The following is a 21,259-nucleotide window of genomic DNA, read 5'->3' as shown; positions in this document are numbered from 1 at the left end:
ATGGCGAACAAAAGCACGAAGAAGGGCTCGAAAGTCTACGTATGCGAGACGCCCCAGAATACCGATCTCACGGCCACGGCCTATGCCGCGCTGACCTGGGTGCAGGTGGGCGAGGTGGGCAAGATCGGCGATTTCGGCTCGGACTCCACCATCAACCACTACGATACGCTGGATGAGCCGGTGCAGCAGAAGCAGAAGGGCGTTTCCAACGCCGGCGATCCGGAGCTCGAAGTCGCCTCCATCGCCGACGATCCGGGCCAGGATATCCTGCGCACCTTCGGTGATCCCCTTAACGTCAACAATATGGCGATCAAGGTCGAGCGCAACGACGCGCCGCAGGGCAAGACCAATACGGTGTTCTATTCGCGCGGCGTCGTTTCCGGCCCGCTCTATCCCGGCGGCGGCTCCGACGATTTCGATCTGGAAAAGTTCAAGATCGGCCTCAACCAACTGCCGATCCGCGTCGATCCCGTCACCACGCCGTAAGCGCCATCTTACGGAATCTTGCGCGCGTCGCTCTCCTGCGGCGCGCGGCTACTCTCGTATGTCCCAACCGATAAGGTGTTTCCTTGGATATCTCCAGTCTCGTCAATTCCGAAGATCTCTTCGAGCTGCAGCTCCTGCATCCGGCCACCGAGGAGCCGCTCGGCATCTCCTTCATGATCCGCTCGGCCGAGAGCAACGAGGTGAAGAAGATCGTTCGCCAGCATAGCGACCGCTTCCTCGCCAGCCGCAAGAAGAAGCTGACGACCAGCAAGGTCGAGGCCGAATATCTCGACAAGGCCGCCGCCGCCATCGCCTCCTGGAACTGGGGCGAGCAGCAGTGGAAGGGCGAGCAGCCCGCGCTCTCCTTCGAGAAGGCCCGCGAAGTCGTCGAGGACGCCGGCTGGATCTACGATCAGGTGGCCGGCGCCTCGGAGGACCGCGCAAATTTTATGAAGAGCTTGCCGAAGGGCTTTCAGAAGCCGTAGGGATCGTCGCGCGCTATGATTGCGTGCGCGATACAAATGGCGAGACCCGGCGCGAACGCAACGAAGCCTTCGAGCTTTTAAGCCCGGAGGCCGAAGTGCCGGAGGCCGGCCATGCGCTCTGGGACTGGTTCTGGGATCTGCGTTCGGCGCAGGCTCCCGGCTTTTCCGGCCCGGCCCCGCTCTCCCACCAGGAAATGCTGGCCTGGCTGCAGCTGACCGGCAACCGCCTGCGCCGGGAAGACATCGCCGTGCTGAAGGCGATGGACGGGCGCTATTGCCAGGCGGTGGAGGAGGAGACGGAGGCGATCAGGGCGCGGGAGGCGGGGTGATCATTTTGCTTTCCAACAATCTTCCTGCGATTTTGCCGACGATATGATCAATGCAAATCCGCCCAGGTCATTCCATCCACTGATACATCTGGTTCCAAAACGTTTGAAGCGTCATTACCGACATAAGTGCATTTTGAAATCTGCCGTATGGGCGTCCCGTAAGTATTCGGCTCATCGTAGTTGATATAGAGAGTAAATAAAACGGGCTTTTGTCGCCCTTCGTCAAAGTCCCGCAAAAACGTCTCGGTCAGCACCCGCTTGCCGCCATATATGCGCTGCTCTCTATCGGCAAGATAAGCCGCGTATTCTGGCCGACTGAGAGTTGACTCATGCTGTGTGATCTCGATACGCTTATATCCCGACGGCGACGTTAGCTTCCTTTTAAGGCCTGCTTCGCACGACTGAACAATCTTTGAGTCGAAAAAGTCGCAACTGCTCAATAGTGGCAGCAGAAAAAGCAAGGCACTTAGTCTCCAAATCGAGTCATGGAATCCCCCAAGGCGATACGTGGGGTTGTATTTCGCATCTTTTTGAAAGGGGCACCAGTGAAGAGATATTGCAATTCTGGGTACCGTTTTCATATCTGATGATATCAGAGCCTCTATAGATGTCTTCAAGACCTGCCAGAAATGGCCGGTACGGCGCAGCCTTGAATGGATATGGCCGGCATAGCTGCGATGAACGCGAGACAGTGCGCGGCGAATAAGTAAGTCGTCTAAGTGTGCTTTTCCATTATTCTCTCAGACCGCCCGCTGCTATCCACTCGGTTTCGGTTTTGCCGTTGATTTTGACTGAAAACTTGCTGGAGCCAGAGCCATCTCCCGCAAGGCTGATATCTTCACAGTCCACCGAACTTCGGATCGGCACCCCAAAACTATTGGGCGTGTCATATTTGATGAAAATATTGATTTGGACGGGTTTTACTTTGCCTGCATCGAAATCTCTCATGTCTCTTTGAATGATCGCTGCTGAAAGTTTCAAGTCCTGGAGGCTGGCAAGATATTCCGCTCCATTAAGGATCTTCTCGGAGCGGCTGATCTCGACCCTTTTATATTCCGTAGGTGAGAGCAAGCGCTGCTTCAGAGCGGCTTCGCAAATGGTGACGATTTTCGCATCAAAGAAGTCGCAACCGCTTAAAAGCGGCAACAGAAGCGATATGGCCGCAACATTTGAAATTAGCTTCATGAAATCCCCCAATAGTATCCGGGGTGATTTCTGGCATTATTTTGAAAGGTACACCAGTGTCAGACATCGCAACCCTTGGTATTTCTGTTGACGGCTCGGAAGTGCGTACTGCTACCAAAGAGATCAATGCCTTGAAGGAGGTAAGCGGGCGTGCCGAGAAAGCTGCCGGCGCTCTGGCTAGGGCATTTCAAAGTTTGAATTCTAATGCTCAGGTGGCAAACGGAATTACGGTGACAGTGCACTAATTCCAACGACGACCTTGGCTTTGCGGCCGCGAGGAGCCGGCTTGAGGGTGGCGTCGGTGAGGTCTTCGAGCCGGTCTAAAAAGTCGGTGTTGCCGATGGGGCGGCCGATGCTTTCTGCTCGGCGAAGCGCAGCAAACGCCATCTCTTCTTCTCCGGCAGTGAGGAGGGCGGCGAAATCGGGAAAGCGAGCGCGAACCGGTGCTGTGGTCGTGACGCCGTCATCCTCAATCAGTCCAAGTTGGGCCGCGACACTCGACCATCGCCAATCGGCAGCCCGCTCGACAAGGCGAGCGCGCACCGGATTGAGGGCGACGTAGCGCAGCGCTGCCGCCAGATGCTCTTCATCCATGGCGACACAACCGAAGCGGCCCTGCCAGAAATGGCCGGTCCGGCGCAGCCTTGCATGGATATGGCCGGCATAGGTGCGATGAACGCGAGATAGTGCGCGGCGAATACCGTCGGCATCCGCCGGAACGAGGATGAGGTGAACATGATTGGGCATCAACACCCAGCCCCAGACTTCTACGCCGGCGGTGCGACAATGATGAGCCAGGAGATCGCGATAGAGCGCATAGTCATCATCGCAAAAGAAGGTTTGCGCCCGCCCGTTGCCGCGTTGGGTGACGTGATGTGGAATATCAGGGACGACGATACGAGCGAGACGGGCCATTGGTTGTGTTGGTCAGATCTGAAAGTTTATTGAGTGCACTGTCACCGTAATTCATCGGTAATTCATCGGGGCGCAGGTAAGGCAGCGGATTTCTGCGGTGCGCTTTAGTAGCGCGCCGCTTTGCTATCGCTCCACTCGTTGTCCGTTTTACCATTAACTTCGACGTTATACGCTGTTGGCTCTGAGTGATCTTCAGGATCATCGAGATACCCGCACGCAGCGTGATACCTTATAGGTGTTCCATAGATATTTGGACTGTCGTATCTAATAAAAACGGCCAGGAGGACGGGATTTGATAAGCCCTTATCGAATCTGCTTAGACGATCCTTTATCCTTTCATCGGTAAAGCCGGGATCGCGTTGGCTTCTTTTAACAAGCCTAGCTTCATACGACTCATGGTCGGCAGGCATTTTTGTCTCATCAATTTCAATACGCTTATACAACGACGGCGCTAAAAGACGCTCCTTGAGAGCCGTTTCGCATGCCGTGACCATTTTTGAATCTGAATCATTGCAACCGCTTAAAAGCAATGTCGCAATCATCAGGCTTATGACGCTTGTTATGGGCTTCATCGGATGAAGATGCTCGATAGGTTCATTGGGTGGTAGATCGTATATTTGCAACTCTGGCGAATGTTGCACGCAAAGATTTAGCGTGTCAATGACGCGTTCTGTAAATGTTCTGGATGACGCGCTGATCTCTCACATAGTCGGCTAAGGTTTCTGTGATGACCTTGCGCCCGCAGAATCCCGTGAGAGGCATCCTTCTGTTCATTGCTATTCCCGCTTTTTCTCTGTTTGCCCTTAAAACGAGATACACCGAAAAGGAAAGAATATGGCCGATGTTGCCACATTGGGAGTTGGGGTCGACACGTCCAACTTGCGCGCCGCGACGAGCTATTTAGATGCTTGGGCTGCAACTGCAATGCGAACAGAGAAAGCGATCGGAGCCGCTGCGCGCGCAATGGGCATTTTGAGTGACAATAGTCGTTTGAGTGGCAGCTCGATTTCCAAAATTGGCGCAGGAATTGTTGATCTTGGGACAGCATTTGCAAAAACAATTGGGAAGTCCACTCAGCTAGTAGTTTCACTGAAAGAATTACGAATTACGGTGACAGTGCACTAATTCCCAACGACGACCTTGGCTTTGCGGCCGCGAGGAGCCGGCTTGAGGGTGGCGTCGGTGAGGTCTTCGAGCCGGTCTAAAAAGTCGGTGTTGCCGATGGGGCGGCCGATGCTTTCTGCTCGGCGAAGCGCAGCAAACGCCATCTCTTCTTCTCCGGCAGTGAGGAGGGCGGCGAAATCGGGAAAGCGAGCGCGAACCGGTGCTGTGGTCGTGACGCCGTCATCCTCAATCAGTCCAAGTTGGGCCGCGACACTCGACCATCGCCAATCGGCAGCCCGCTCGACAAGGCGAGCGCGCACCGGATTGAGGGCGACGTAGCGGAGCGCTGCCGCCAGATGCTCTTCATCCATGGCGACACAACCGAAACGGCCCTGCCAGAAATGGCCGGTCCGGCGCAGCCTTGCATGGATATGGCCGGTATAGGTGCGATGAACGCGAGATAGCGCGCGGCGAATACCGTCGGCATCCGCCGGAACGAGGATGAGGTGAACATGGTTGGGCATCAACACCCAGCCCGAGACCTCTACGCCGGCGGTGCGACAATGATGAGCCAGGAGATCGCGATAGAGCGCATAGTCATCATCGCAAAAGAAGGTTTGTGCCCGCCCGTTGCCGCGTTGGGTGACGTGATTGGGGTATCAGGAACGACGATACGAGCGAGACGGGCCATTGGGTGCCTTAGTCAGATCTAATCTTATAGAGTGTACTGTCACCGTAATTGCATGTTAATGCTGCTTTTTCCGCCATTCCATGTCGGTGTCGCCATCGATGCGGACGGTGAACTCACTAGCCGTCGAATCGCCCCCAAATGCGCTTGCGTATTCGCATCTGGAGACGCCACGAATTGGTGTACCGTAGGCGTTTGGCGCGTCGTAACTTATCCGAAGAGTATAACGCACCGGCTTTACCGCGCCGCTGTCAAAATCGGCCATCGTTACCGCCTGAAGCGTGGGAGAACCTGTGCTGCCGAAGAGGTCTTTGTATTCTGCGCGGCCAATGGCTTCCTCCGACCGCGTGATTTCGATCCGCTTGTATTCGGACGGTGACCGAAGCCTATCCTTGAGGGCGCTTTCGCACACTGTGACGATTTTGGCGTCGAAAAGATCACAGCTACTCAACAATGATAGCAAAAAAGCCGCGCCGGCCAATCTCCACAATCTTTCCACGAAATCCCCCATTCAAAGCGCAGGGTTGTATTTCGCATGGTTTTGAAAGGGATACCAGTGGCAGATGTTGCGATATTGATTACCGAACCGGTCGCAAACTGTCACTTAACGACGAGCGGCTATTCGGAATTTTGATATTGACAGATCTAACTGTCTTTGGGCCGCTTGCAACTCTTGGAGGCAACGCTCTGCCGCTCTTGCGGGAAGCTTCTTCTGCTCACGACGAAAAGTCTTCATTTGTTCGTCGACAATATTCGCCGCTCTATCTCGTGAATTGCGAATAGCTTGAGGACTATCCATCGGGCCTAGAGAGGAAAATGCTTGTACTGTTCTTTCCCGCGCAAGATCATAAAAAGAGGCGCCGATGGCGTCTTGGCAAATATACGCAACACCCAAGTAAATTATGCCCTGCGTACCAACCTCCTCAGCTGCTTTGCTTGCTGCTGTTCGGTCAGCGTCCTCCGCATAGACACTACTCGCGACCATGAATGCCGCTATAAATAAAAACACGCGCATAAAATACCCTCGGTTGAATCAACCATAAGACGATAGCGTACAATTCAAACAAAAGGAAAGCCTATGACGGACGTTGCTACGTTAAGTCTTGTGGTTGCTATTTCTAGCGTTTCCCAAGCGATTGTCGAAGTTGACAATCTGTCCGGAGCCTCGAAACGAGCGCAGGGAACCGTGGCGGGACTACAGGGACGCTACCAGGTGCCGAGCGGCTATACAAAACTCGCCATGCTCCTTCAGGTGGAGAAGACGGCAGGAACCGGTGGCTCATGCTACTGGTCGAAACCCGTCATGCGCCGTGCTGTCTCGGCCGAGCTGATCGTGGATGGGGCGATCACCGCCAACAAGATCGCTGTCAACAGCCTCGATGCGATCACCGCCAACCTTGGGGCTGTGAACATCAGCTCGGCCGTCATCGGAACGCTACAGGTCGGAACCAGCAATATTCAGGGCGGCGCGGTCACTGCGGTTTCGGCTGGCCGCAATGGTGCCGGCCAGACGATCGGCGCAGGCGGGACGGTCAATCTAGCCGCCTGCGGCATTACGGTCGCAGGCGACGGCCGCGTGGTGATCAGCGCCATGACGCTGGGGCAGTTCAATCAGAATGGCGGCAGCCAGAACTCCCAGCCAATCGGGTGCAACATCTTCCGCGACGGCACCGCGATCTTTAGCCAGACCTATTATCTCGGCGTTGTTCAGACCGTCGTCAGCGGCACAGGCGGCCAAAACGGAGGCACCTCTCAGACGACCTATACAGCCGGTCTGGTTGCCGTTCCGGCCCTCTATGACGCTCCCGGCGCGGGCTTTCACACCTACACGCTGCAGATCTACTGCCCAGGCAACACCATCGTCTGGAACGAAAGCAACATTATCGCAACAGCGTTCAAGAGGTAGCGTCATGACGTCTTCAGTCGTCCATTACATTCTGTTCGCCACGGATGGCCGTATCCGCCAAAGCGGTCACTGTGACCGGGAAACGCTGCCCAAGCTCGCCACCTTGTTTGGCGAAGGCTACGCGGTCATGGAGGTGCCGGCAGCCGATTATCGGCTTAATATCGATGCCACGTCCTATATGCGAGACGGCGCGATCGTTCCGAAGCGGTCGGCCCTTGATATCACCGAATATACGATTCAGGCCGATGGCGTGGACCGCGTGCGCTTTGCCGTGCCGGCCGGAACTTCGGTCGTTCATGCCAACGAGATCGTCGCGATCGAGGACGGCATTTTCGAGTTCACGACGGACGTTCGCGGCGACCACCGCTTTCCCTTCATCGCCGCAGCCGGCTTTCATGATTTCGAGGTGACCATTCATGCTGTTTAACGTGTCCGCAGATCTCTCTCTGGAGCGCATCCAGGCGCAAACCGACATCGACCGACAGGTGAGGCTAGCGCGGATGCTCTTCATCACGGTCATTCCCGGTCAGGAAGCGGTCTATGCGCTGAAGCTTCGCGAAGCCGAGCTGATCGCTGCCGATCCGCGCCAGGGCGGCACCGTACCCGAGGGTGAAACGCCGCATATCACGGCCGAAGCAGCCGAGGATGGCGTTAGCCGCTTTGAAAAGGCCGCTGAAATTCTAACGCGAGACCAGCACTGGAAGGTTGGCTCGCGGATGATCGAGGCCTTGCGCCGATCGGCGAACGCCGCTCTTGCCGCCGCCAAAACCGCTCCCGAAATCCGCGCTGCCGCCGAAATCGATTGGCGGGCCGTGCGCGCCTTTGCCCAAGCCTAAACAAGAGGAAGGACTGCCATGTATCGCATAGACAGCATGTATGAACCGATGGTCGAGGCACTCCTCTCGGCCCGCACCGAAAACAAGGCCGACCGCTGGATGGCCTGTGTTGCCTTCTGGCTCGGCCGGCAGCAGATCTACAATGTGCCGGATTTCTGGTTGGCGCTTGCCGCCAAGATCACGTCGAGCCTGCAAGACGCCGACAAGAGTGCCATTCTCGACCAGCTGAACAGCAAAGAAGCGGCGCTCGTCGGCTCGGCCGTGGATTGGCCGGAGACGCCGGGTAGCCTGCTGGCGATCGTCGCCGGCTGGTCTCCGGAACCGGCTCCGGTCGATCTCTACGCTTATGCTGCCTCCAAGCGCTACGCCGTCGAAACGGGCGGCATCGTGCTCAATGGCATGCGGGTCATGACCGATCGGGCGAGCCAATCCCTGATCACCGGAGCCTATAATTATGTTCAGGCCAATCCGGACATCACCGTGAAGTTCAAAACCTCGGGCGGCTTTGTCGAGCTGACCGCCGCGCAGATGACGGCGATCGCCAATGCGGTCGGCGCTCACGTCCAGGCAGCCTTCGCGACCGAAGGCGAGATCAATCAGCAGATCATCGCCGGCACCATCACCAAGCCGGCCGAAATCGACGCCTTCGGGTGGCCGTCTAACGGCGATTCGCCGGCAACCTGAACCCCTAAACATTGTGAGTTCTCATCATGGATCGCGTGAAATTCTTCGCGGCGGTGCGCCCGTCGCTATTCAGCGGGCGCCTATCGACAAACCAAGTCAACGGCATGGAAGCCATTCTCGACGAATGGCAGTCAAAGTCCTTCGACACCCGCTGGCTCGCCTATATGTTGGCTACCGCTTATCATGAGACGGACGCCTCCATGTGCGCCATCTCCGAAAACCTTAACTATTCGGCCGCTGGCCTACGCGCCACCTTCCCGAAATACTTCACGCCGGCGCAAGCGGCCGCTTATTCCCGCCAGCCGCAGCGGATCGCCAACCGCGCTTATGCGAACCGGATGGGAAACGGGGATGAAGCCAGTGATGACGGTTGGCGGTATCGTGGGCGCGGTCTCGTTCAGATCACCGGTCGGGACAATTATGCCAAGTATGGCATCGCGGATGATCCGGATAGGGCTCTCGATCCTGATAAAGCAGTTGAAATCCTATTTGATGGCATGATCAACGGGCGTTTCACCGGCTGGAAGCTTGCCGATTACTTCAACGCTATCGGTTCCGATTGGCTCGGGGCGCGCCGGATTATCAACGGCACGGATCGAGCAATCGATATTGCCGGCTTTGCCAGGAAGTTCGCTGCGGCGATTGAGGGTGCTCGATAGATTTGCAGAACGATGGGCTGCGGCCGGATACAGGCGATACAAAGGGTGCTGACCTCCTAAATCCCTTTCGTGGCTGCCTCCCATGAATTCAAGGCTTCGGGGTCGCGCGCTGATGCACAACCCCTATCGATACAACGGGAGAACATATGTTCAATACGAATACGTTCCACAATATTCTCAATGTATTAATTGCGTTATCGGCTTCGATGATCGCTATTCTTCTGGCAACTGGCTGTACCCAGCTTGCGGATGGCACGTTGGAGTGTTCGCAATCCTTCGTCGGTCCAGGCTTTGCCGCAGCCGCTGTGGCGGCTTTGAGCATACTGAAAATCATTATCAATATCATGCGGGACGGTATTACGGGTTTGATAAAGCCTCAGCCGCCTGTTGACAAATAAGCTCATCCAGCTGCCGCACGCCATGAATAAGCAGCGGCGGCATTCCAAATCCCCAAATTCGATCGAGAAAAGCGATGACGTTGCACGAATTTCTGGATGCTTTGGGCATCAAGGTCGGAGTTGTCATTGCTGGCCTTTCCGGCGGTATCCTGCGCGGTCTCTCCAGGCGCCGATATACGACACGAGAGATTGTTGCATCGCCTATTTGCGGCGCGCTTGCTGCAACCTATTTAACGGAGCCGGCGCTTTTCTATCTGCGCGCTATCAACTGGCCTTTGCCTCAAGAGGATGTCGCGGCCATGAATGCCACGGCTTTCGTCGTTGGCGTATGCGCCATGTGGATTGCCGACCTGCTTTTTGACGCCATTTCCAGATGGGTTAAGGGAGGGCATGAAAGGACTTAGCGACGATTTCTTATGGGAATAGAGTTGCCGCAACAAGAGGGGAGTCTTAGCATTTTTGGATTGATATCCGCGCAGTTGAGACTATGTCTTGATTACCTTTCACCAAAGGGAATGGGGGCGCCTTGTGGTTGATTTGTCGGATCGTTTTGCGGTTTCAACCTGGTCCTTGCACCGGGCGCTCGGCGCCACCTATTCCTATAAGCCTGGCGATCGAGCATACCCAGCTCGCCAATCGACTTACGGGAAGGGTACGATCGAATTGATCGATGTGCCGCAACAATGCGCCGATCATAGCATCTTTCGGCTTGAGATTTGTTCCTTCCATTTGCCGAGTCTCCTTCCCAGCTATCTCCGTGATTTTCGTAAGGCCACGGAGGAGGCCGGCGTAAAGCTTCAGACGCTGCTCGTCGAAGACGGAGACCTGAGCAATCCGCAAACCGCTCAGCGCGACGCAGAATGGATGACAGGATGGATCGACGTTGCCGCGGCTCTTGGGGCTGGAAACATGCGTGTTATTGCCGGAAAGGCTCAGCCGACGAATCCAGCTTTGACGCTTGCCGAAACTCATTTGCGGCGGCTGGCTGAATTGACTGCCGCAGAGGGAGTGCGCCTCGTCATAGAGAATTGGTTCGATCTTCTGCCAGGGCCGGCGGAGGTCAACCGAATTCTCGATACTCTGCACGGTACAGTCGGCCTCAATGGAGATTTCGGCAACTGGGAGCGAGCCGGCAAATACGAGGATCTAGCGAAGATCATGGGCCGCGCCGAACTCTGTCACGCAAAGGGACGATATTCAGCAGCAGGCCTCGATAAGGAGGATTATGTTCGCTGCATTAAGCTTTCCAACTCCGCTGGCTATCAAGGTCCTTTCACACTGATCTACGACTCCGCTTATCATCAGGATGAATGGTCCGGGATCCTCGACGAGCGAGACTGCATCGCCAGCGTCTTCGAAGAGAAATCGACATAAAATAAGGTCGCCACCGCCACATTTGCAGAGGCGTTACTTGGGGAAATTGTGCTCAGTTTTGGATATAAAGCTGGATATCCGAGCAACACATCAGTGTAAATCGTAATTGTGTAATGCGCCAAGCAACTGATCTTGTGTTTGATAACCGGCGTTATAAAGATCAATGGCCACATTAGCTGCGGACAGACCTTCCTGACTTTGCAATTTGATGCTGCGCTCGGCGCACCATGCAAAAAGGGCACCTGCGAGGACGTCGATATCATCGGAGTAAAGCGGCGTGTTGATCATCATAGACATTCACTACACCATTCATGTCGGAGCTTGATATTGTGGGGTGAAGTGAACACTGCGTTGGTTTCGGAAATTTGCAACCAAGTTTACCGCGCGACGTTAACGGCCGCCTGATACGGGACAAACTCTGTGCCTTAACATAACATAGGCTCATTATTGGACATATTATTGCTGATTTTGATGTCCGCCGGGTGGTGGCAGCGACCGAGTGAGCCTGTCACCTGTATCGTGGGGCGCAACCAACAGCACCACGCCGAGCGTAATTGCCAGCGCTACTAAGACGGATAATGCCAGCCTTGGCCGCGAAGGCATCATTGATGGACGGGATGCGATGCCTTAACCGCGGCCTCGATCAACTCCTCGGCATATAAAAGTGCCGATGCCGTATCTTCTCCGTCGAGCTTTAAATCCTTACACTTACGATGCATGGCTCTGCGAATTTGGGCTAGCAATGCTGCGTCAATATCGACTTCGCCTTCTTCGAACACATGCGTTAATGCCGACTGGGCGACAATTTCCAGGACCGCAACCCGGCCTTCGATTTCACCCAAAGAGGGTATCGCGTTCCTCTTCACATGCTGCTTGCAATCGCGATGGGTAGTAAGCATCTCGGTCACCTCCTTCACGAACGAGGATAACTATCGAGAAAGGAAAAAGTTCGGCCACTTCTCAAAAAAACTGCGCTCTCGCAATGCGCGCGGCCGTATTGCTATGGAGTTGTACATTCTCAGCAGCCTTTTCACTTCATAGGGCAAAGCTTGGGATCCGCTAGTACATCGGCACAGCGGGGTGAGCGGCGGAAATCATCATAGTAAAGTGTCCATATGGTGGTATCCGCGGCGCGATATGGCCCAAACTTGAAATATTGGTTTTTTCCCAACCCATGATCCGCATGTCCTATATGGCCGGTGACAGTAACGATCCATTTATTGTTGGCAAATATCTCGATATGACCCGAGCCATCCGGGCCTGGTTTGCTGTAAATGGCAAAATCGATCCAGCCTGATGCAGGCATCGGCAACTTGTTTCCACGATTTATGACTTTGATCGCGTCTGTGCAGCCTGTAAATTCTTGTCCGTCGGATTCGTCCCAATTGTTATCCGTAGCCACCAATGCGCGCATCTGATTGGTATCGGGACGAAACCAGACCGGCGCCTCTTCATTATTGCAGACGTTGCCTTTGTTTCCAGGCTCCTGGTTCTTGATGGGCGCAACGTAGTTGGTTTCCACAGTCGCGAAGAGCTTCCCATTATTGAGCCGCAGCGCGAGAAAGGGACTGAAGTCCCCTTCGGCTTTCGGCCCGATTTCCCGCTTCCATTGAGCAATGAGGTAGCGATGGTCGCCAGAAGGTATGGGGTCGGCGAACTTTACAGCGAAACCGTACCAAACTCCCTGATTGTATGGCACGCGATATTTAGTGCGCTCCCAGATCTCGGCCCTTTCGCTGCAATTTGTTTTATCCGGCGCGCAGAATGGCCGGACGCTCAGCTTCAAGGCTCCCGCGCCGGTACGTTTTACGTCTGATTGAAATTCGATCGTTCCTGCCTTTTGTTCAGCATTATCGCGATAGTAAAGGTGCCCAGATCGAGCGAAATCCTTGCCGTCGAAACCGTCTCGCAGCACTAATTGCGCTGGACTGTCGGCCAGAGCCGATGTTGTGGCACAGGTGCAGGCCAGTATGGCGGGCAGCGCATATTTTGCATTCATGCTGGAGTATTCCTCTGGCGGGACATTCATAGAGCTTTATCAATGACCTGTTCGCTTCCTGCAAGCAAGCAACAGCGCTAGCCTTCAAGGCCGGGTGATGGCAGCTTGGTTTCGAAATGCGGAAGAGATAGATGGACAAATCGTTCTCTCCGCGTTTCATAGGCGAATACAATTTTTAGAGAAGGTTTCCATGACGATCGACCAGGATCTCGCCCGCATCGAGCTGCAAGAGGAAATGCTGCGTTTCGATGCTTTTGACCTTTCGACCGCTTGGGTGCTCGGCAAGTTGTTGCGCGACCTCGCCAGCGAGCGCAACATGGGCGTTGCCATCGATATCACCCTACATTCCATGCCGGTTTTCTACATAGCCTTGCCCGGCTCGACACCTGATAATTCCAATTGGATTCGTCGGAAGCGCAATATGGTGCTGCGTTACTTCCGCAGTAGCTACGCCAGTACGTTGCGGCTACAGCAGCAGGGTAAGACGATCGAGGACAACGGGCTTTCAAGCGCGGAATATGCCGCATCTGGCGGTAGTTTCCCCATTTTTGTCAACGGCACGGGGTGCGTTGGCGCCGTCACCGTTTCAGGTCTGCCGCAGCGGGAAGATCACAATCTTGTTGTCGAAGCCCTGGCTCTCACTCTCGGCCACGAGCTTCACAATCTCAGCCTCGCATAGAGGGGCGAAGCGGCGCCGCCAGTCGAGCAGGCGCCGCTGCTGATCTCAGATCTTGCCGCCGGCCTCGGCGATAACCTTGGTCAGGCTGCCCTTAGCCGGGAAAAGGGGGATGAGGCAGGCCTGCAAGGCATGATAGATATCGCCCTTGCCAGGAAACAGCGTATGAGCCGGAATGAGATCTTCCGTCAGCTCTTCATGCCAGCCGCCATTGACGCGATCGATGAAGGCTTGGCCGATCACGCTCCAGATCCTGCGGTAGCTTTCTTCGTGAAAATCGCTCGGGACGTGTTCGTTCAGGTAATGAGCGGCACCAGCCCCCTCGCAGGCAGGCCACCAAAGCTTGTTGCGCTTTGCAGGCACATCTTCCCAATCAAGTGTATAGAAGAATCCGCTCTTCTCATTGTCCCAGCCGAGTGACATGGACTGAGAGAAGAGGCCCTTGGCTGCTTCCGGCATCCAGTCGTGCCGCTTTTCCCCAAGCGCCCAAAGCTGCAAGATCAGACGCGCCCATTCCAGCCAATGCCCTGGTGTCGTACCCGACGGGCGAAACATCTCATTGCCGCGGTAATTCTTATCGAGCACCCAATCGGCGTTGAAGTGTTCGGCAACGCGCCAGCCGACGGACCCCGCCGAACGGCGAATGACGAGATCGGCGATACTTTCTGCTTTTTCGAGATATGTCTTGTCGCCGGTCGCTTCGAAAGCAGCCATCAGCGCTTCCGTCAGGTGCATGTTGGAGTTCTGGCCGCGATAGGTGCCACCGTCGATCAAGGACCAATCCCGATTGAATTCCTCGGCGATCGCCCCGTGCTTTGCTTCCCAGAACTTAGTATTCAGAATTTCCGTGACGTCTGCCAACATGCCATCGGCCAGTGGATGGCCGATCGTCTTTGCGGATGAGGCAGCAAGCAGCACGAAAGCGTGGCCATAGCCCTGTTTGCTGGAATCGACGGGGCCGTCATTGTTCAGCGACCAAAAGTAGCCGCCATGCTCGGTGTCGCGATGATGCTTCCATAGATAGTTCATGCCGTGATCGACAATTTCGTTTGCACCGGGACGACCGAGCAACGACCCGATCGAGAAGCAGTGCACCATGCGGGCGGTCGAATGAATGCCGCGTACGGGATTTACCTTATCCAACGGTTTGCCGGCATCATCCATGTCGTGGAAGCCGCCTTTGGGATTGACGGCGCGGTACTGGAAGAAATTGAAAAGCGCATCGGCCTGATCGAGCAACCAGCGCCTGTGATAGGCGCGGGTGCTCCAATTTCCGAGCGCTGTGGGTTCAATCTGTATGTTCATGCCGTCCTCCTAGGATTCTCTTCCAGAAGCCGTATAGCGCCGTCCGAAAGCGCTGTCATGGCGTTATGGGATGAAGCTGTGTCGTTACCCTCGCGTTGTCCATGGTCGGTCGGCAATTCGCCCGGTCTGCTTTTCCTGAAAGAACACAGCTATAGAAGATGCGCGCTTGCGCTGCAGAGAACATGAGCGTAGATATGTTGACATAAAGATATCTTTATGTGATCTGGTTGCGGAGTCGCAATCAGGCCAGAGGAATTCGCTTATGTTTGACACTCTTTTTGGTTCAGAGACGACGAAGCGTAATGGCGGCGAGATTTTCGAAGCCTTGCGAAAGGCGGCCAGTGAACGGATACTCGTGCTTGATGGCGCCATGGGCACGCAGATCCAGGGTCTCGGCTTCGACGAGGATCAGTTTCGCGGCCACCGGTTCATCGGTTGCGCGTGCCACCAGAAGGGCAATAACGACCTCCTCATCCTGACCCAGCCCGATGCGATTGAAGATATTCATTATCGCTATGCCAAAGCCGGTGCGGATATCCTCGAGACCAATACCTTCTCTTCCACCCGCATTGCGCAGGCGGACTACCAGCTGGAAGGTGCGGTCTACGATCTCAACAAGGAGGGCGCCGGGATCGTCCGCCGCGCTGCGATCCGTGCGGAACGCGAAGATGGTAAGCGACGCTTCGTGGCCGGTGCGATCGGTCCGACCAATCGGACGGCGTCCATTTCTCCCGATGTTAACAATCCCGGCTACCGTGCGGTCAATTTTGATGTTCTGCGCTTGGCCTATGGGGAGCAGATCGACGGTCTGATCGACGGCGGTGCCGACATCATCCTGATCGAGACAATTTTCGATACTCTGAATGCAAAGGCCGCGATCTTTGCCTGTGCGGAGCGCTTCGATGCCAAGGGTGTTCATCTGCCCATCATGATTTCTGGCACGATCACCGATCTTTCCGGGCGCACGCTATCCGGCCAAACGCCGTCAGCCTTCTGGAATTCCGTGCGCCATGCGAAGCCTTTCACAGTTGGGCTCAACTGTGCTCTCGGTGCAAACGCTATGCGGCCGCATCTGCAGGAGCTTTCCGCTGCTGCGGACACCTTCATCTGCGCTTATCCCAATGCCGGTCTTCCGAACGAATTCGGTCAGTATGACGAGACGCCCGAGATGATGGCGGCTCAAGTCGAGGAGTTCGCCCGCGAGGGGCTGGTCAATATCGTTGGCGGCTGCTGCGGTTCGACGCCGGAGCATATCGCCGCTATCGCTCAGGCGGTTTCGAAATATCCGCCGCGGCAGCCTGCCGAGCATCGTCCCTTCATGTCGCTCTCGGGCCTGGAGCCATTCGAGCTCACCAAGGATATTCCGTTCGTCAATGTCGGTGAGCGAACCAACGTCACTGGCTCGGCGAAATTCCGCAAGCTGATCACCAATGCCGATTATACGGCGGCGCTTGCCGTCGCCCGCGATCAAGTCGAAAACGGCGCGCAGGTCATCGACATCAACATGGACGAGGGCCTGATCGATTCCGAAAAGGCGATGGTGGAGTTTCTCAACCTCATCGCCGCTGAGCCGGATATTGCCCGCGTTCCCGTGATGATCGACAGTTCCAAGTTTTCGATCATTGAGGCCGGCCTGAAATGTGTTCAAGGCAAGCCGATCGTCAACTCCATCTCGCTGAAGGAAGGCGAGGAGAACTTTCTCAAACAGGCGAGGTTGATGCGGATGTACGGCGCAGCGGTCGTCGTCATGGCCTTCGATGAGACAGGTCAAGCAGATAGCTACGAGCGCAAGGTCGAGATATGCTCACGTGCTTATAAGCTGCTGACTGAAGTGGCGGGTCTATCGCCGGAAGACATAATCTTCGATCCCAATATCTTCGCCGTTGCGACTGGCATCGAAGAGCACAACAATTACGGTGTCGATTTCATTGAGGCGACGAGGACAATCCGGAAGACCATGCCTCTGGTCCATATTTCCGGCGGTGTCTCAAACCTGTCCTTTTCGTTCCGCGGTAACGAACCCGTCCGCGAGGCCATGCATGCCGTATTTCTTTACCACGCCATTCAGGCGGGTATGGACATGGGCATCGTCAATGCCGGGCAGCTGGCTGTCTATGACAATATCGATCCGGAATTACGGGACGCCTGTGAGGACGTAGTGCTCAACCGCCGTCCGGATAGCACGGAGCGCCTACTTGAGATTGCCGAGCGCTTTCGCGGTGCCGGCAGCAAGGAGGCGAAGGCCCAGGATCTCTCCTGGCGCGAATGGTCGGTCGAGAAGCGGCTCGAACATGCGTTGGTCAACGGCATTACCGAATATATCGAGGCCGATACCGAGGAAGCGCGTCAGAAGGCCGAGCGGCCGTTGCATGTTATCGAAGGCCCGTTGATGGCCGGCATGAATGTCGTGGGTGACCTCTTCGGTTCGGGCAAGATGTTCCTGCCACAAGTCGTGAAGTCCGCCCGTGTCATGAAGCAGGCCGTTGCCGTGCTGCTGCCATACATGGAAGCCGAGAAAGCTGCCAACGGCGGCAGCAGCGAACGGCAGTCAGCCGGCAAGGTGCTGATGGCGACCGTCAAGGGCGACGTGCACGACATCGGCAAGAACATCGTCGGCGTCGTGCTCGCCTGCAATAATTACGAAATCATCGATTTGGGCGTCATGGTGCCGGCGACCAAGATCCTGGAGACAGCCGTCGCCGAAAAGGTCGATATCATCGGCTTGTCGGGATTGATTACGCCGTCATTGGACGAGATGGTGCATGTCGCCTCGGAGATGGAGCGGCAAGGCTTCGATATTCCGTTGCTGATCGGTGGGGCCACCACCAGTCGTGTCCATACAGCGGTAAAGATCCATCCGAGTTATCATCGCGGACAGACGGTCTATGTCACGGATGCAAGTCGTGCGGTCGGTGTTGTCTCAGCGCTGCTATCCCCCGATGCACGGCAGGGCTATGTCGATACTGTTCGGGCTGAATATTCCAAGGTCGCTGCCGCGCATGCGCGGAGCGAGGCCGAGAAGATACGCCTGCCGATTGCAAGAGCGCGTGAGAATGCCGAAAAAGTGGATTGGTCGGGCTATAAGCCGGTCAAGCCGCAGTTCCTCGGTACCAAGGTATTCGAGAGCTACGATCTGGCTGAGCTGGCGAAATATATCGACTGGACCCCATTCTTCCAGACCTGGGAGCTCAAGGGTCGTTTTCCGGCAATTCTAGAAGATGAGAAGCAGGGCGAGGCGGCGCGGCAGCTCTATGCCGATGCACAAGCGATGCTCGAAAAGATCGTCTCGGAAAACTGGTTTCGTCCGCGCGCCGTCATCGGTTTCTGGCCAGCGGGCACGGTCGGCGACGATATCAGGCTGTTCACCGACGAAAGCCGCAACGAGGAGCTTGCCACTTTCTACACGCTGCGGCAGCAACTGTCGAAGCGGGACGGTCGCCCGAATGTGGCGTTGTCGGACTTTGTGGCGCCGGTTTCCAGCGGTGTCGGCGATTACGTCGGCGGCTTCGTCGTCACGGCCGGTATCGAGGAGGTGGCCATTGCCGAACGCTTCGAACGCGCAAATGATGATTATTCGTCGATCCTCGTCAAGGCGCTGGCCGACCGCTTTGCCGAAGCCTTCGCCGAGCGGATGCATGAGCGGGTGCGTCGAGAGTTCTGGGGCTACGCTGCGGATGAGAATTTCACGAGTGAGGAGCTCGTTCTCGAAGCCTATGCAGGTATCCGTCCAGCGCCTGGCTATCCGGCGCAGCCTGACCATACCGAGAAGGAGACGCTTTTCCGCCTGCTGGATGCCGAAGCGACAACGGGCGTAAAGCTCACGGAAAGCTATGCGATGTGGCCGGGTTCTTCCGTTTCGGGCATCTATATCGCTCACCCGTCTTCCTACTATTTCGGTGTTGCCAAGATCGAGCGCGATCAGGTCGAAGACTATGCAGCCCGCAAGGGCATGCCCGTGGCAGAGGTAGAGCGTTGGTTAGGCCCTGTCCTCAATTATGTGCCGGAGAAGCGCGAGACCGCGGTCGACGACGCAGCCTGATCGCGAGTCATGTCAAAGACTTGCGGTATTCAGCTTAGAATTTGATTCCATATACAAGCGCCACCTCAGCCATTCGGTTGGGGTGGCGCCTTTTTTTGATTCTGGGATTTCTTCGGTTTCGCGGGCGTGGGCTAGTTCGCGCCGATCGTCAGTTCCGCGACGAAGTCATAGGCGTCACCGCGATAGAGCGAGCGCGTAAATTCGACTGCGCGGCCTGAACCGAGATAAGAGATGCGCTCGATCGATAGGCCGGCTGCTCCCACGGGAACGCCGAGCAATCCTGCATCGGCTTCTTTCATGTTGGTTGCAGATATGCGCTGAACGGCGCGAACGGGACGTACCTGGCGTTTTTCCAATTCCGCATAGAGCGATGTCGTTACTACCGACGGATCCGGCAGGAATTCACCGGAAACACTGGCGTGCTCGATCGCGAGCGGCTGATCGTCGGCAATGCGCAGGCGACTGAGGCGCGACACCCGAGTGTCGGCGGCAAGCCCGAGAATCATCATCTCATCGGGGGAGGGCGTATGGATGCCCTTGTGCAGCCATTCCGAACGAGCCGTCATCCCGCGCCTCGCCATGTCCTCGGTAAATGAGGTGAGTTGCGACAGTCGCTGCTCTACCTTGGAAACGGGCTTTGCAACGAATGTACCCGAGCCGTGACGGCGAACGAGAATGCCTTCCGCCACCAGGTCGTCGATCGCCTTACGCACCGTGACACGGCTGACCGCAGCAAATTCGGCGATGTCGCGCTCAGGTGGAAGCGCATCCCCATGTTTCAGCCTACCGACCTTCACGGCCTCTTCAAGCCTGCGTCGTAGCTTGACGTAAAGTGGACCCGTCCCACCTCCGGAAAGGCGCTCCGGCGAGAAGATCGCGCTCAAATCTTCAGTCATGCCCTGTTTACCTCTCCACCCAGCAGCAATTTCGCCGCCAACTCCACGGCTCCGCGCAGAACGTCCCCTCTTGGCTCAGCGAGAATCGCCTTGTGGCGTTCATCAAGCCAGGGGCGATAGGCTTGGGCAAGGCCGCCGAGAAGGCAGATCGAAGGGCATTCCGGCCAAAGCAGCGCATCCAGGCTTTCGGTTATCGATTTTGCCGCAGTTCTCACGATGTCGATGGCGACCGCATCCTCCATTCCGGCATATTCGAAGATAACAGGCGCGTAGCGGGCAAAATCCTTGGGCTTGGAGGCGTGCGCAAATTCGACGATCCGTTCTGGATCATTACCGTATTCGGCCATGATCGATGCCGTCAGTGCTGAACCCGCCGTCACCTTGTCATGTGCCAAGACAGCTCTCTCGAGCAAATCTCGCCCAAGACGAGCGCCACTTGCCTGGTCGCCTATTACAAAACCCCAGCCGCCGATACCCCAAATCCTGCCGTCACGGCGGGCATTGTAGACTGAGCCGGTGCCGAAGGCGCCGATGACGCCATCGGCGTCGCCGAGAGCGCCTTGAAGCGCTGTCGTCGCATCCGTGACAACACGTGTGCTTGCAAAGGGCAGGGCGCCTTCGACCTTTTTGCCGTAATTGCCGACATTGGCTCCTGCTGTTCCGATGACGGCCGGTAATTCCTGCAGCAGTTCGGGAGTGAGCCCAGCATCGATCAAGGCCTGCTTTGCCGAGGCGACGATATGAATCAGCGAATTTTCCAGATCGGAGAGGATGTTCGCCGCACCCGCCTTGCCGATACCGAGCACCTGCCCGCTATGATCTATGACAGCCGCCCTGCAACTCGTGCCGCCGCCATCGATACCAATCGCAAACTGCCCCATCGTGCCTCCGGATGCCGCCTGTTCCCCGTTTTTCACATAATACCAAAAAAATACCATTTACCAATAGGCAAAGCGAGCATTTTTGCTTGTCTTCATCTCATTGAATTACCTAGGTAAATTAATGAGCTTCAATCTTTTTGCATTCGAAAGTTAAATTTGGCTGGACAATTGGTATTTTTTTGGACTTAATTCGGAGTAAGGGAACAGTGCAAACGGACATCGGCAAAGCCGGCAGAAAAACAACAGCCGGTAAGTGAAGCGGAAGGGCGTGCATCTCGTCGTTGCGCCAGGCCGTTCGGGATCAGGAGGATCTCGTTTCGACGTTTGTCATAATTTTCCCGCGTGGTTCTTGCTGTGTCTCCGTCTGGTGGCGGCGACGGCAATTAATAGGGCCGATCGGGCACAAAGCCTCTG

At 56.0% G+C, this 21,259-nt stretch carries 26 protein-coding genes and 1 pseudogene; 14 read left to right on the top strand and 13 right to left on the bottom strand.

Going from position 1 to position 21,259, the window contains the following annotated elements; translation table 11 throughout:
* From FHX05_RS04125 to FHX05_RS30305, 3 genes are all read left to right on the top strand, one after another.
* Window positions 1-486, top strand: a complete 486-nt coding sequence (locus FHX05_RS04125) for a hypothetical protein (protein ID WP_183870751.1) — start codon at window positions 1-3, stop codon at window positions 484-486.
* An 83-nt stretch (window positions 487-569) separates the two neighbouring features.
* The gene (locus FHX05_RS04120) at window positions 570-971 is read left to right on the top strand and encodes a hypothetical protein (protein ID WP_183709578.1); all 402 of its coding nucleotides are present in this window, start codon (window positions 570-572) and stop codon (window positions 969-971) included.
* A gap of 23 nt (window positions 972-994) precedes the next feature.
* Window positions 995-1,300, top strand: a complete 306-nt coding sequence (locus tag FHX05_RS30305) for a hypothetical protein (protein ID WP_183870750.1) — start codon at window positions 995-997, stop codon at window positions 1,298-1,300.
* Window positions 1,301-1,347: 47 nt separating this feature from the next.
* On the opposite strand, the gene FHX05_RS04110 is transcribed toward FHX05_RS30305, so the two are convergent.
* The 4 genes from FHX05_RS04110 to FHX05_RS04095 all read right to left on the bottom strand — a co-directional run bounded on the left by FHX05_RS04110 (window position 1,348) and on the right by FHX05_RS04095 (window position 3,972).
* Window positions 1,348-1,761, bottom strand: coding sequence for a hypothetical protein (locus tag FHX05_RS04110; RefSeq protein WP_183870749.1), 414 nt, complete (start codon window positions 1,759-1,761; stop codon window positions 1,348-1,350).
* A gap of 271 nt (window positions 1,762-2,032) precedes the next feature.
* Window positions 2,033-2,485 (bottom strand): hypothetical protein, encoded by a 453-nt coding sequence (locus FHX05_RS04105; protein WP_183870748.1) that lies wholly within the window; start codon window positions 2,483-2,485, stop codon window positions 2,033-2,035.
* 225 nt (window positions 2,486-2,710) lie between these two features.
* Window positions 2,711-3,400, bottom strand: a complete 690-nt coding sequence (locus FHX05_RS04100) for a transposase (protein WP_183870747.1) — start codon at window positions 3,398-3,400, stop codon at window positions 2,711-2,713.
* Window positions 3,401-3,504: 104 nt separating this feature from the next.
* On the bottom strand, window positions 3,505-3,972 hold the full coding sequence (locus tag FHX05_RS04095; RefSeq protein ID WP_183870746.1) for a hypothetical protein: 468 nt from the start codon (window positions 3,970-3,972) through the stop codon (window positions 3,505-3,507).
* Between the two features lie 262 nt (window positions 3,973-4,234).
* Here FHX05_RS04095 and FHX05_RS04090 point away from each other — a divergent pair, with 262 nt between their 5' ends.
* Window positions 4,235-4,525 (top strand): hypothetical protein, encoded by a 291-nt coding sequence (locus tag FHX05_RS04090; protein ID WP_183870745.1) that lies wholly within the window; start codon window positions 4,235-4,237, stop codon window positions 4,523-4,525.
* On the opposite strand, the pseudogene FHX05_RS04085 reads toward FHX05_RS04090, so the two are convergent.
* The 3 genes and pseudogenes from FHX05_RS04085 to FHX05_RS04075 all read right to left on the bottom strand — a co-directional run.
* A pseudogene (locus FHX05_RS04085) lies at window positions 4,522-5,094 on the bottom strand (transposase); the annotation flags it as partial. The gene FHX05_RS04090 and the pseudogene FHX05_RS04085 overlap by 4 nt on opposite strands.
* Before the next feature lie 156 nt (window positions 5,095-5,250).
* Window positions 5,251-5,691, bottom strand: a complete 441-nt coding sequence (locus FHX05_RS04080) for a hypothetical protein (protein ID WP_210294800.1) — start codon at window positions 5,689-5,691, stop codon at window positions 5,251-5,253.
* Between the two features lie 105 nt (window positions 5,692-5,796).
* Window positions 5,797-6,207 carry a hypothetical protein gene (locus FHX05_RS04075; protein WP_183870743.1) on the bottom strand — a complete coding sequence of 137 codons (411 nt, stop codon included), beginning with the start codon at window positions 6,205-6,207 and terminating at the stop codon, window positions 5,797-5,799.
* Between the two features lie 63 nt (window positions 6,208-6,270).
* Here FHX05_RS04075 and FHX05_RS04070 point away from each other — a divergent pair, with 63 nt between their 5' ends.
* The 8 genes from FHX05_RS04070 (at window position 6,271) to FHX05_RS04035 (ending at window position 11,049) form a co-directional block, all read left to right on the top strand.
* Window positions 6,271-7,098, top strand: a complete 828-nt coding sequence (locus FHX05_RS04070) for a hypothetical protein (protein ID WP_246698835.1) — start codon at window positions 6,271-6,273, stop codon at window positions 7,096-7,098.
* Between the two features lie 4 nt (window positions 7,099-7,102).
* The gene (locus tag FHX05_RS04065; protein ID WP_183870742.1) at window positions 7,103-7,525 is read left to right on the top strand and encodes a hypothetical protein; all 423 of its coding nucleotides are present in this window, start codon (window positions 7,103-7,105) and stop codon (window positions 7,523-7,525) included.
* The gene (locus tag FHX05_RS04060; protein ID WP_183870741.1) at window positions 7,515-7,934 is read left to right on the top strand and encodes a hypothetical protein; all 420 of its coding nucleotides are present in this window, start codon (window positions 7,515-7,517) and stop codon (window positions 7,932-7,934) included. Before FHX05_RS04065 ends, FHX05_RS04060 begins: the two co-directional genes overlap by 11 nt.
* A gap of 18 nt (window positions 7,935-7,952) precedes the next feature.
* Window positions 7,953-8,618 (top strand): DUF4376 domain-containing protein, encoded by a 666-nt coding sequence (locus tag FHX05_RS04055; RefSeq protein ID WP_183870740.1) that lies wholly within the window; start codon window positions 7,953-7,955, stop codon window positions 8,616-8,618.
* Window positions 8,619-8,644: 26 nt separating this feature from the next.
* A complete protein-coding gene (locus FHX05_RS04050) occupies window positions 8,645-9,277 on the top strand; it encodes a hypothetical protein (protein ID WP_183870739.1) in 633 nt (210 codons plus the stop codon).
* A 146-nt stretch (window positions 9,278-9,423) separates the two neighbouring features.
* The gene (locus FHX05_RS04045) at window positions 9,424-9,675 is read left to right on the top strand and encodes a hypothetical protein (RefSeq protein ID WP_183870738.1); all 252 of its coding nucleotides are present in this window, start codon (window positions 9,424-9,426) and stop codon (window positions 9,673-9,675) included.
* Between the two features lie 74 nt (window positions 9,676-9,749).
* Window positions 9,750-10,079, top strand: a complete 330-nt coding sequence (locus FHX05_RS04040) for a hypothetical protein (protein ID WP_112334396.1) — start codon at window positions 9,750-9,752, stop codon at window positions 10,077-10,079.
* A gap of 91 nt (window positions 10,080-10,170) precedes the next feature.
* Entirely contained in the window at window positions 10,171-11,049 is an 879-nt protein-coding gene (locus FHX05_RS04035; protein WP_183871180.1) for a sugar phosphate isomerase/epimerase family protein, read from the top strand.
* Between the two features lie 90 nt (window positions 11,050-11,139).
* Here FHX05_RS04035 and FHX05_RS04030 read toward each other — a convergent pair whose 3' ends face one another.
* The 3 genes from FHX05_RS04030 to FHX05_RS04020 all read right to left on the bottom strand — a co-directional run bounded on the left by FHX05_RS04030 (window position 11,140) and on the right by FHX05_RS04020 (window position 13,048).
* Window positions 11,140-11,346, bottom strand: a complete 207-nt coding sequence (locus FHX05_RS04030) for a hypothetical protein (RefSeq protein WP_183870737.1) — start codon at window positions 11,344-11,346, stop codon at window positions 11,140-11,142.
* Window positions 11,347-11,651: 305 nt separating this feature from the next.
* Window positions 11,652-11,948 (bottom strand): hypothetical protein, encoded by a 297-nt coding sequence (locus tag FHX05_RS04025; RefSeq protein ID WP_183870736.1) that lies wholly within the window; start codon window positions 11,946-11,948, stop codon window positions 11,652-11,654.
* A gap of 131 nt (window positions 11,949-12,079) precedes the next feature.
* Window positions 12,080-13,048, bottom strand: coding sequence for a polysaccharide lyase (locus FHX05_RS04020; RefSeq protein ID WP_183870735.1), 969 nt, complete (start codon window positions 13,046-13,048; stop codon window positions 12,080-12,082).
* Between the two features lie 190 nt (window positions 13,049-13,238).
* Here FHX05_RS04020 and FHX05_RS04015 point away from each other — a divergent pair, with 190 nt between their 5' ends.
* A complete protein-coding gene (locus FHX05_RS04015) occupies window positions 13,239-13,727 on the top strand; it encodes a heme-degrading domain-containing protein (protein WP_112334401.1) in 489 nt (162 codons plus the stop codon).
* 45 nt (window positions 13,728-13,772) lie between these two features.
* Here the strand turns inward: FHX05_RS04015 and FHX05_RS04010 are convergent, their stop codons facing one another.
* The gene (locus tag FHX05_RS04010) at window positions 13,773-15,029 is read right to left on the bottom strand and encodes an AGE family epimerase/isomerase (RefSeq protein ID WP_183870734.1); all 1,257 of its coding nucleotides are present in this window, start codon (window positions 15,027-15,029) and stop codon (window positions 13,773-13,775) included.
* 262 nt (window positions 15,030-15,291) lie between these two features.
* Here FHX05_RS04010 and metH point away from each other — a divergent pair, with 262 nt between their 5' ends.
* Complete coding sequence (gene metH / locus FHX05_RS04005) at window positions 15,292-19,068, top strand: methionine synthase (protein WP_183870733.1); 3,777 nt, start codon at window positions 15,292-15,294, stop codon at window positions 19,066-19,068.
* Between the two features lie 131 nt (window positions 19,069-19,199).
* Here the strand turns inward: metH and FHX05_RS04000 are convergent, their stop codons facing one another.
* The gene (locus FHX05_RS04000; protein ID WP_112334406.1) at window positions 19,200-19,964 is read right to left on the bottom strand and encodes a GntR family transcriptional regulator; all 765 of its coding nucleotides are present in this window, start codon (window positions 19,962-19,964) and stop codon (window positions 19,200-19,202) included.
* Window positions 19,961-20,845, bottom strand: coding sequence for a BadF/BadG/BcrA/BcrD ATPase family protein (locus FHX05_RS03995; RefSeq protein ID WP_183870732.1), 885 nt, complete (start codon window positions 20,843-20,845; stop codon window positions 19,961-19,963). The genes FHX05_RS04000 and FHX05_RS03995 overlap by 4 nt, the downstream gene beginning before the upstream one ends.
* Between the last annotated feature and the right edge of the window lie 414 nt (window positions 20,846-21,259).

It is taken from the genome of Rhizobium sp. BK491, assembly GCF_014194925.1.
In the GTDB taxonomy this organism is placed as follows: domain Bacteria; phylum Pseudomonadota; class Alphaproteobacteria; order Rhizobiales; family Rhizobiaceae; genus Rhizobium.
Note: the sequence above shows the minus strand (reverse complement) of the source record. Positions and strands in the feature narration are given on the sequence as shown.

Coding starts and splice junctions, on each gene's coding strand:
- FHX05_RS04065 (WP_183870742.1), top strand. CDS start 7,103: ATGACGTCTTCAGTCGTCCATTACATTCTGTTCGCCACGGATGGCCGT.
- FHX05_RS04030 (WP_183870737.1), bottom strand. CDS start 11,346: ATGTCTATGATGATCAACACGCCGCTTTACTCCGATGATATCGACGTC.
- FHX05_RS04025 (WP_183870736.1), bottom strand. CDS start 11,948: ATGCTTACTACCCATCGCGATTGCAAGCAGCATGTGAAGAGGAACGCG.
- FHX05_RS04075 (WP_183870743.1), bottom strand. CDS start 6,207: ATGCGCGTGTTTTTATTTATAGCGGCATTCATGGTCGCGAGTAGTGTC.
- FHX05_RS04090 (WP_183870745.1), top strand. CDS start 4,235: ATGGCCGATGTTGCCACATTGGGAGTTGGGGTCGACACGTCCAACTTG.
- FHX05_RS04010 (WP_183870734.1), bottom strand. CDS start 15,029: ATGAACATACAGATTGAACCCACAGCGCTCGGAAATTGGAGCACCCGC.
- FHX05_RS04070 (WP_246698835.1), top strand. CDS start 6,271: ATGACGGACGTTGCTACGTTAAGTCTTGTGGTTGCTATTTCTAGCGTT.
- FHX05_RS04095 (WP_183870746.1), bottom strand. CDS start 3,972: ATGAAGCCCATAACAAGCGTCATAAGCCTGATGATTGCGACATTGCTT.
- FHX05_RS03995 (WP_183870732.1), bottom strand. CDS start 20,845: ATGGGGCAGTTTGCGATTGGTATCGATGGCGGCGGCACGAGTTGCAGG.
- FHX05_RS04050 (WP_183870739.1), top strand. CDS start 8,645: ATGGATCGCGTGAAATTCTTCGCGGCGGTGCGCCCGTCGCTATTCAGC.
- FHX05_RS04100 (WP_183870747.1), bottom strand. CDS start 3,400: ATGGCCCGTCTCGCTCGTATCGTCGTCCCTGATATTCCACATCACGTC.
- FHX05_RS04040 (WP_112334396.1), top strand. CDS start 9,750: ATGACGTTGCACGAATTTCTGGATGCTTTGGGCATCAAGGTCGGAGTT.
- FHX05_RS04045 (WP_183870738.1), top strand. CDS start 9,424: ATGTTCAATACGAATACGTTCCACAATATTCTCAATGTATTAATTGCG.
- metH (WP_183870733.1), top strand. CDS start 15,292: ATGTTTGACACTCTTTTTGGTTCAGAGACGACGAAGCGTAATGGCGGC.
- FHX05_RS04000 (WP_112334406.1), bottom strand. CDS start 19,964: ATGACTGAAGATTTGAGCGCGATCTTCTCGCCGGAGCGCCTTTCCGGA.
- FHX05_RS04020 (WP_183870735.1), bottom strand. CDS start 13,048: ATGAATGCAAAATATGCGCTGCCCGCCATACTGGCCTGCACCTGTGCC.
- FHX05_RS04105 (WP_183870748.1), bottom strand. CDS start 2,485: ATGAAGCTAATTTCAAATGTTGCGGCCATATCGCTTCTGTTGCCGCTT.
- FHX05_RS04015 (WP_112334401.1), top strand. CDS start 13,239: ATGACGATCGACCAGGATCTCGCCCGCATCGAGCTGCAAGAGGAAATG.
- FHX05_RS04060 (WP_183870741.1), top strand. CDS start 7,515: ATGCTGTTTAACGTGTCCGCAGATCTCTCTCTGGAGCGCATCCAGGCG.
- FHX05_RS04125 (WP_183870751.1), top strand. CDS start 1: ATGGCGAACAAAAGCACGAAGAAGGGCTCGAAAGTCTACGTATGCGAG.
- FHX05_RS04055 (WP_183870740.1), top strand. CDS start 7,953: ATGTATCGCATAGACAGCATGTATGAACCGATGGTCGAGGCACTCCTC.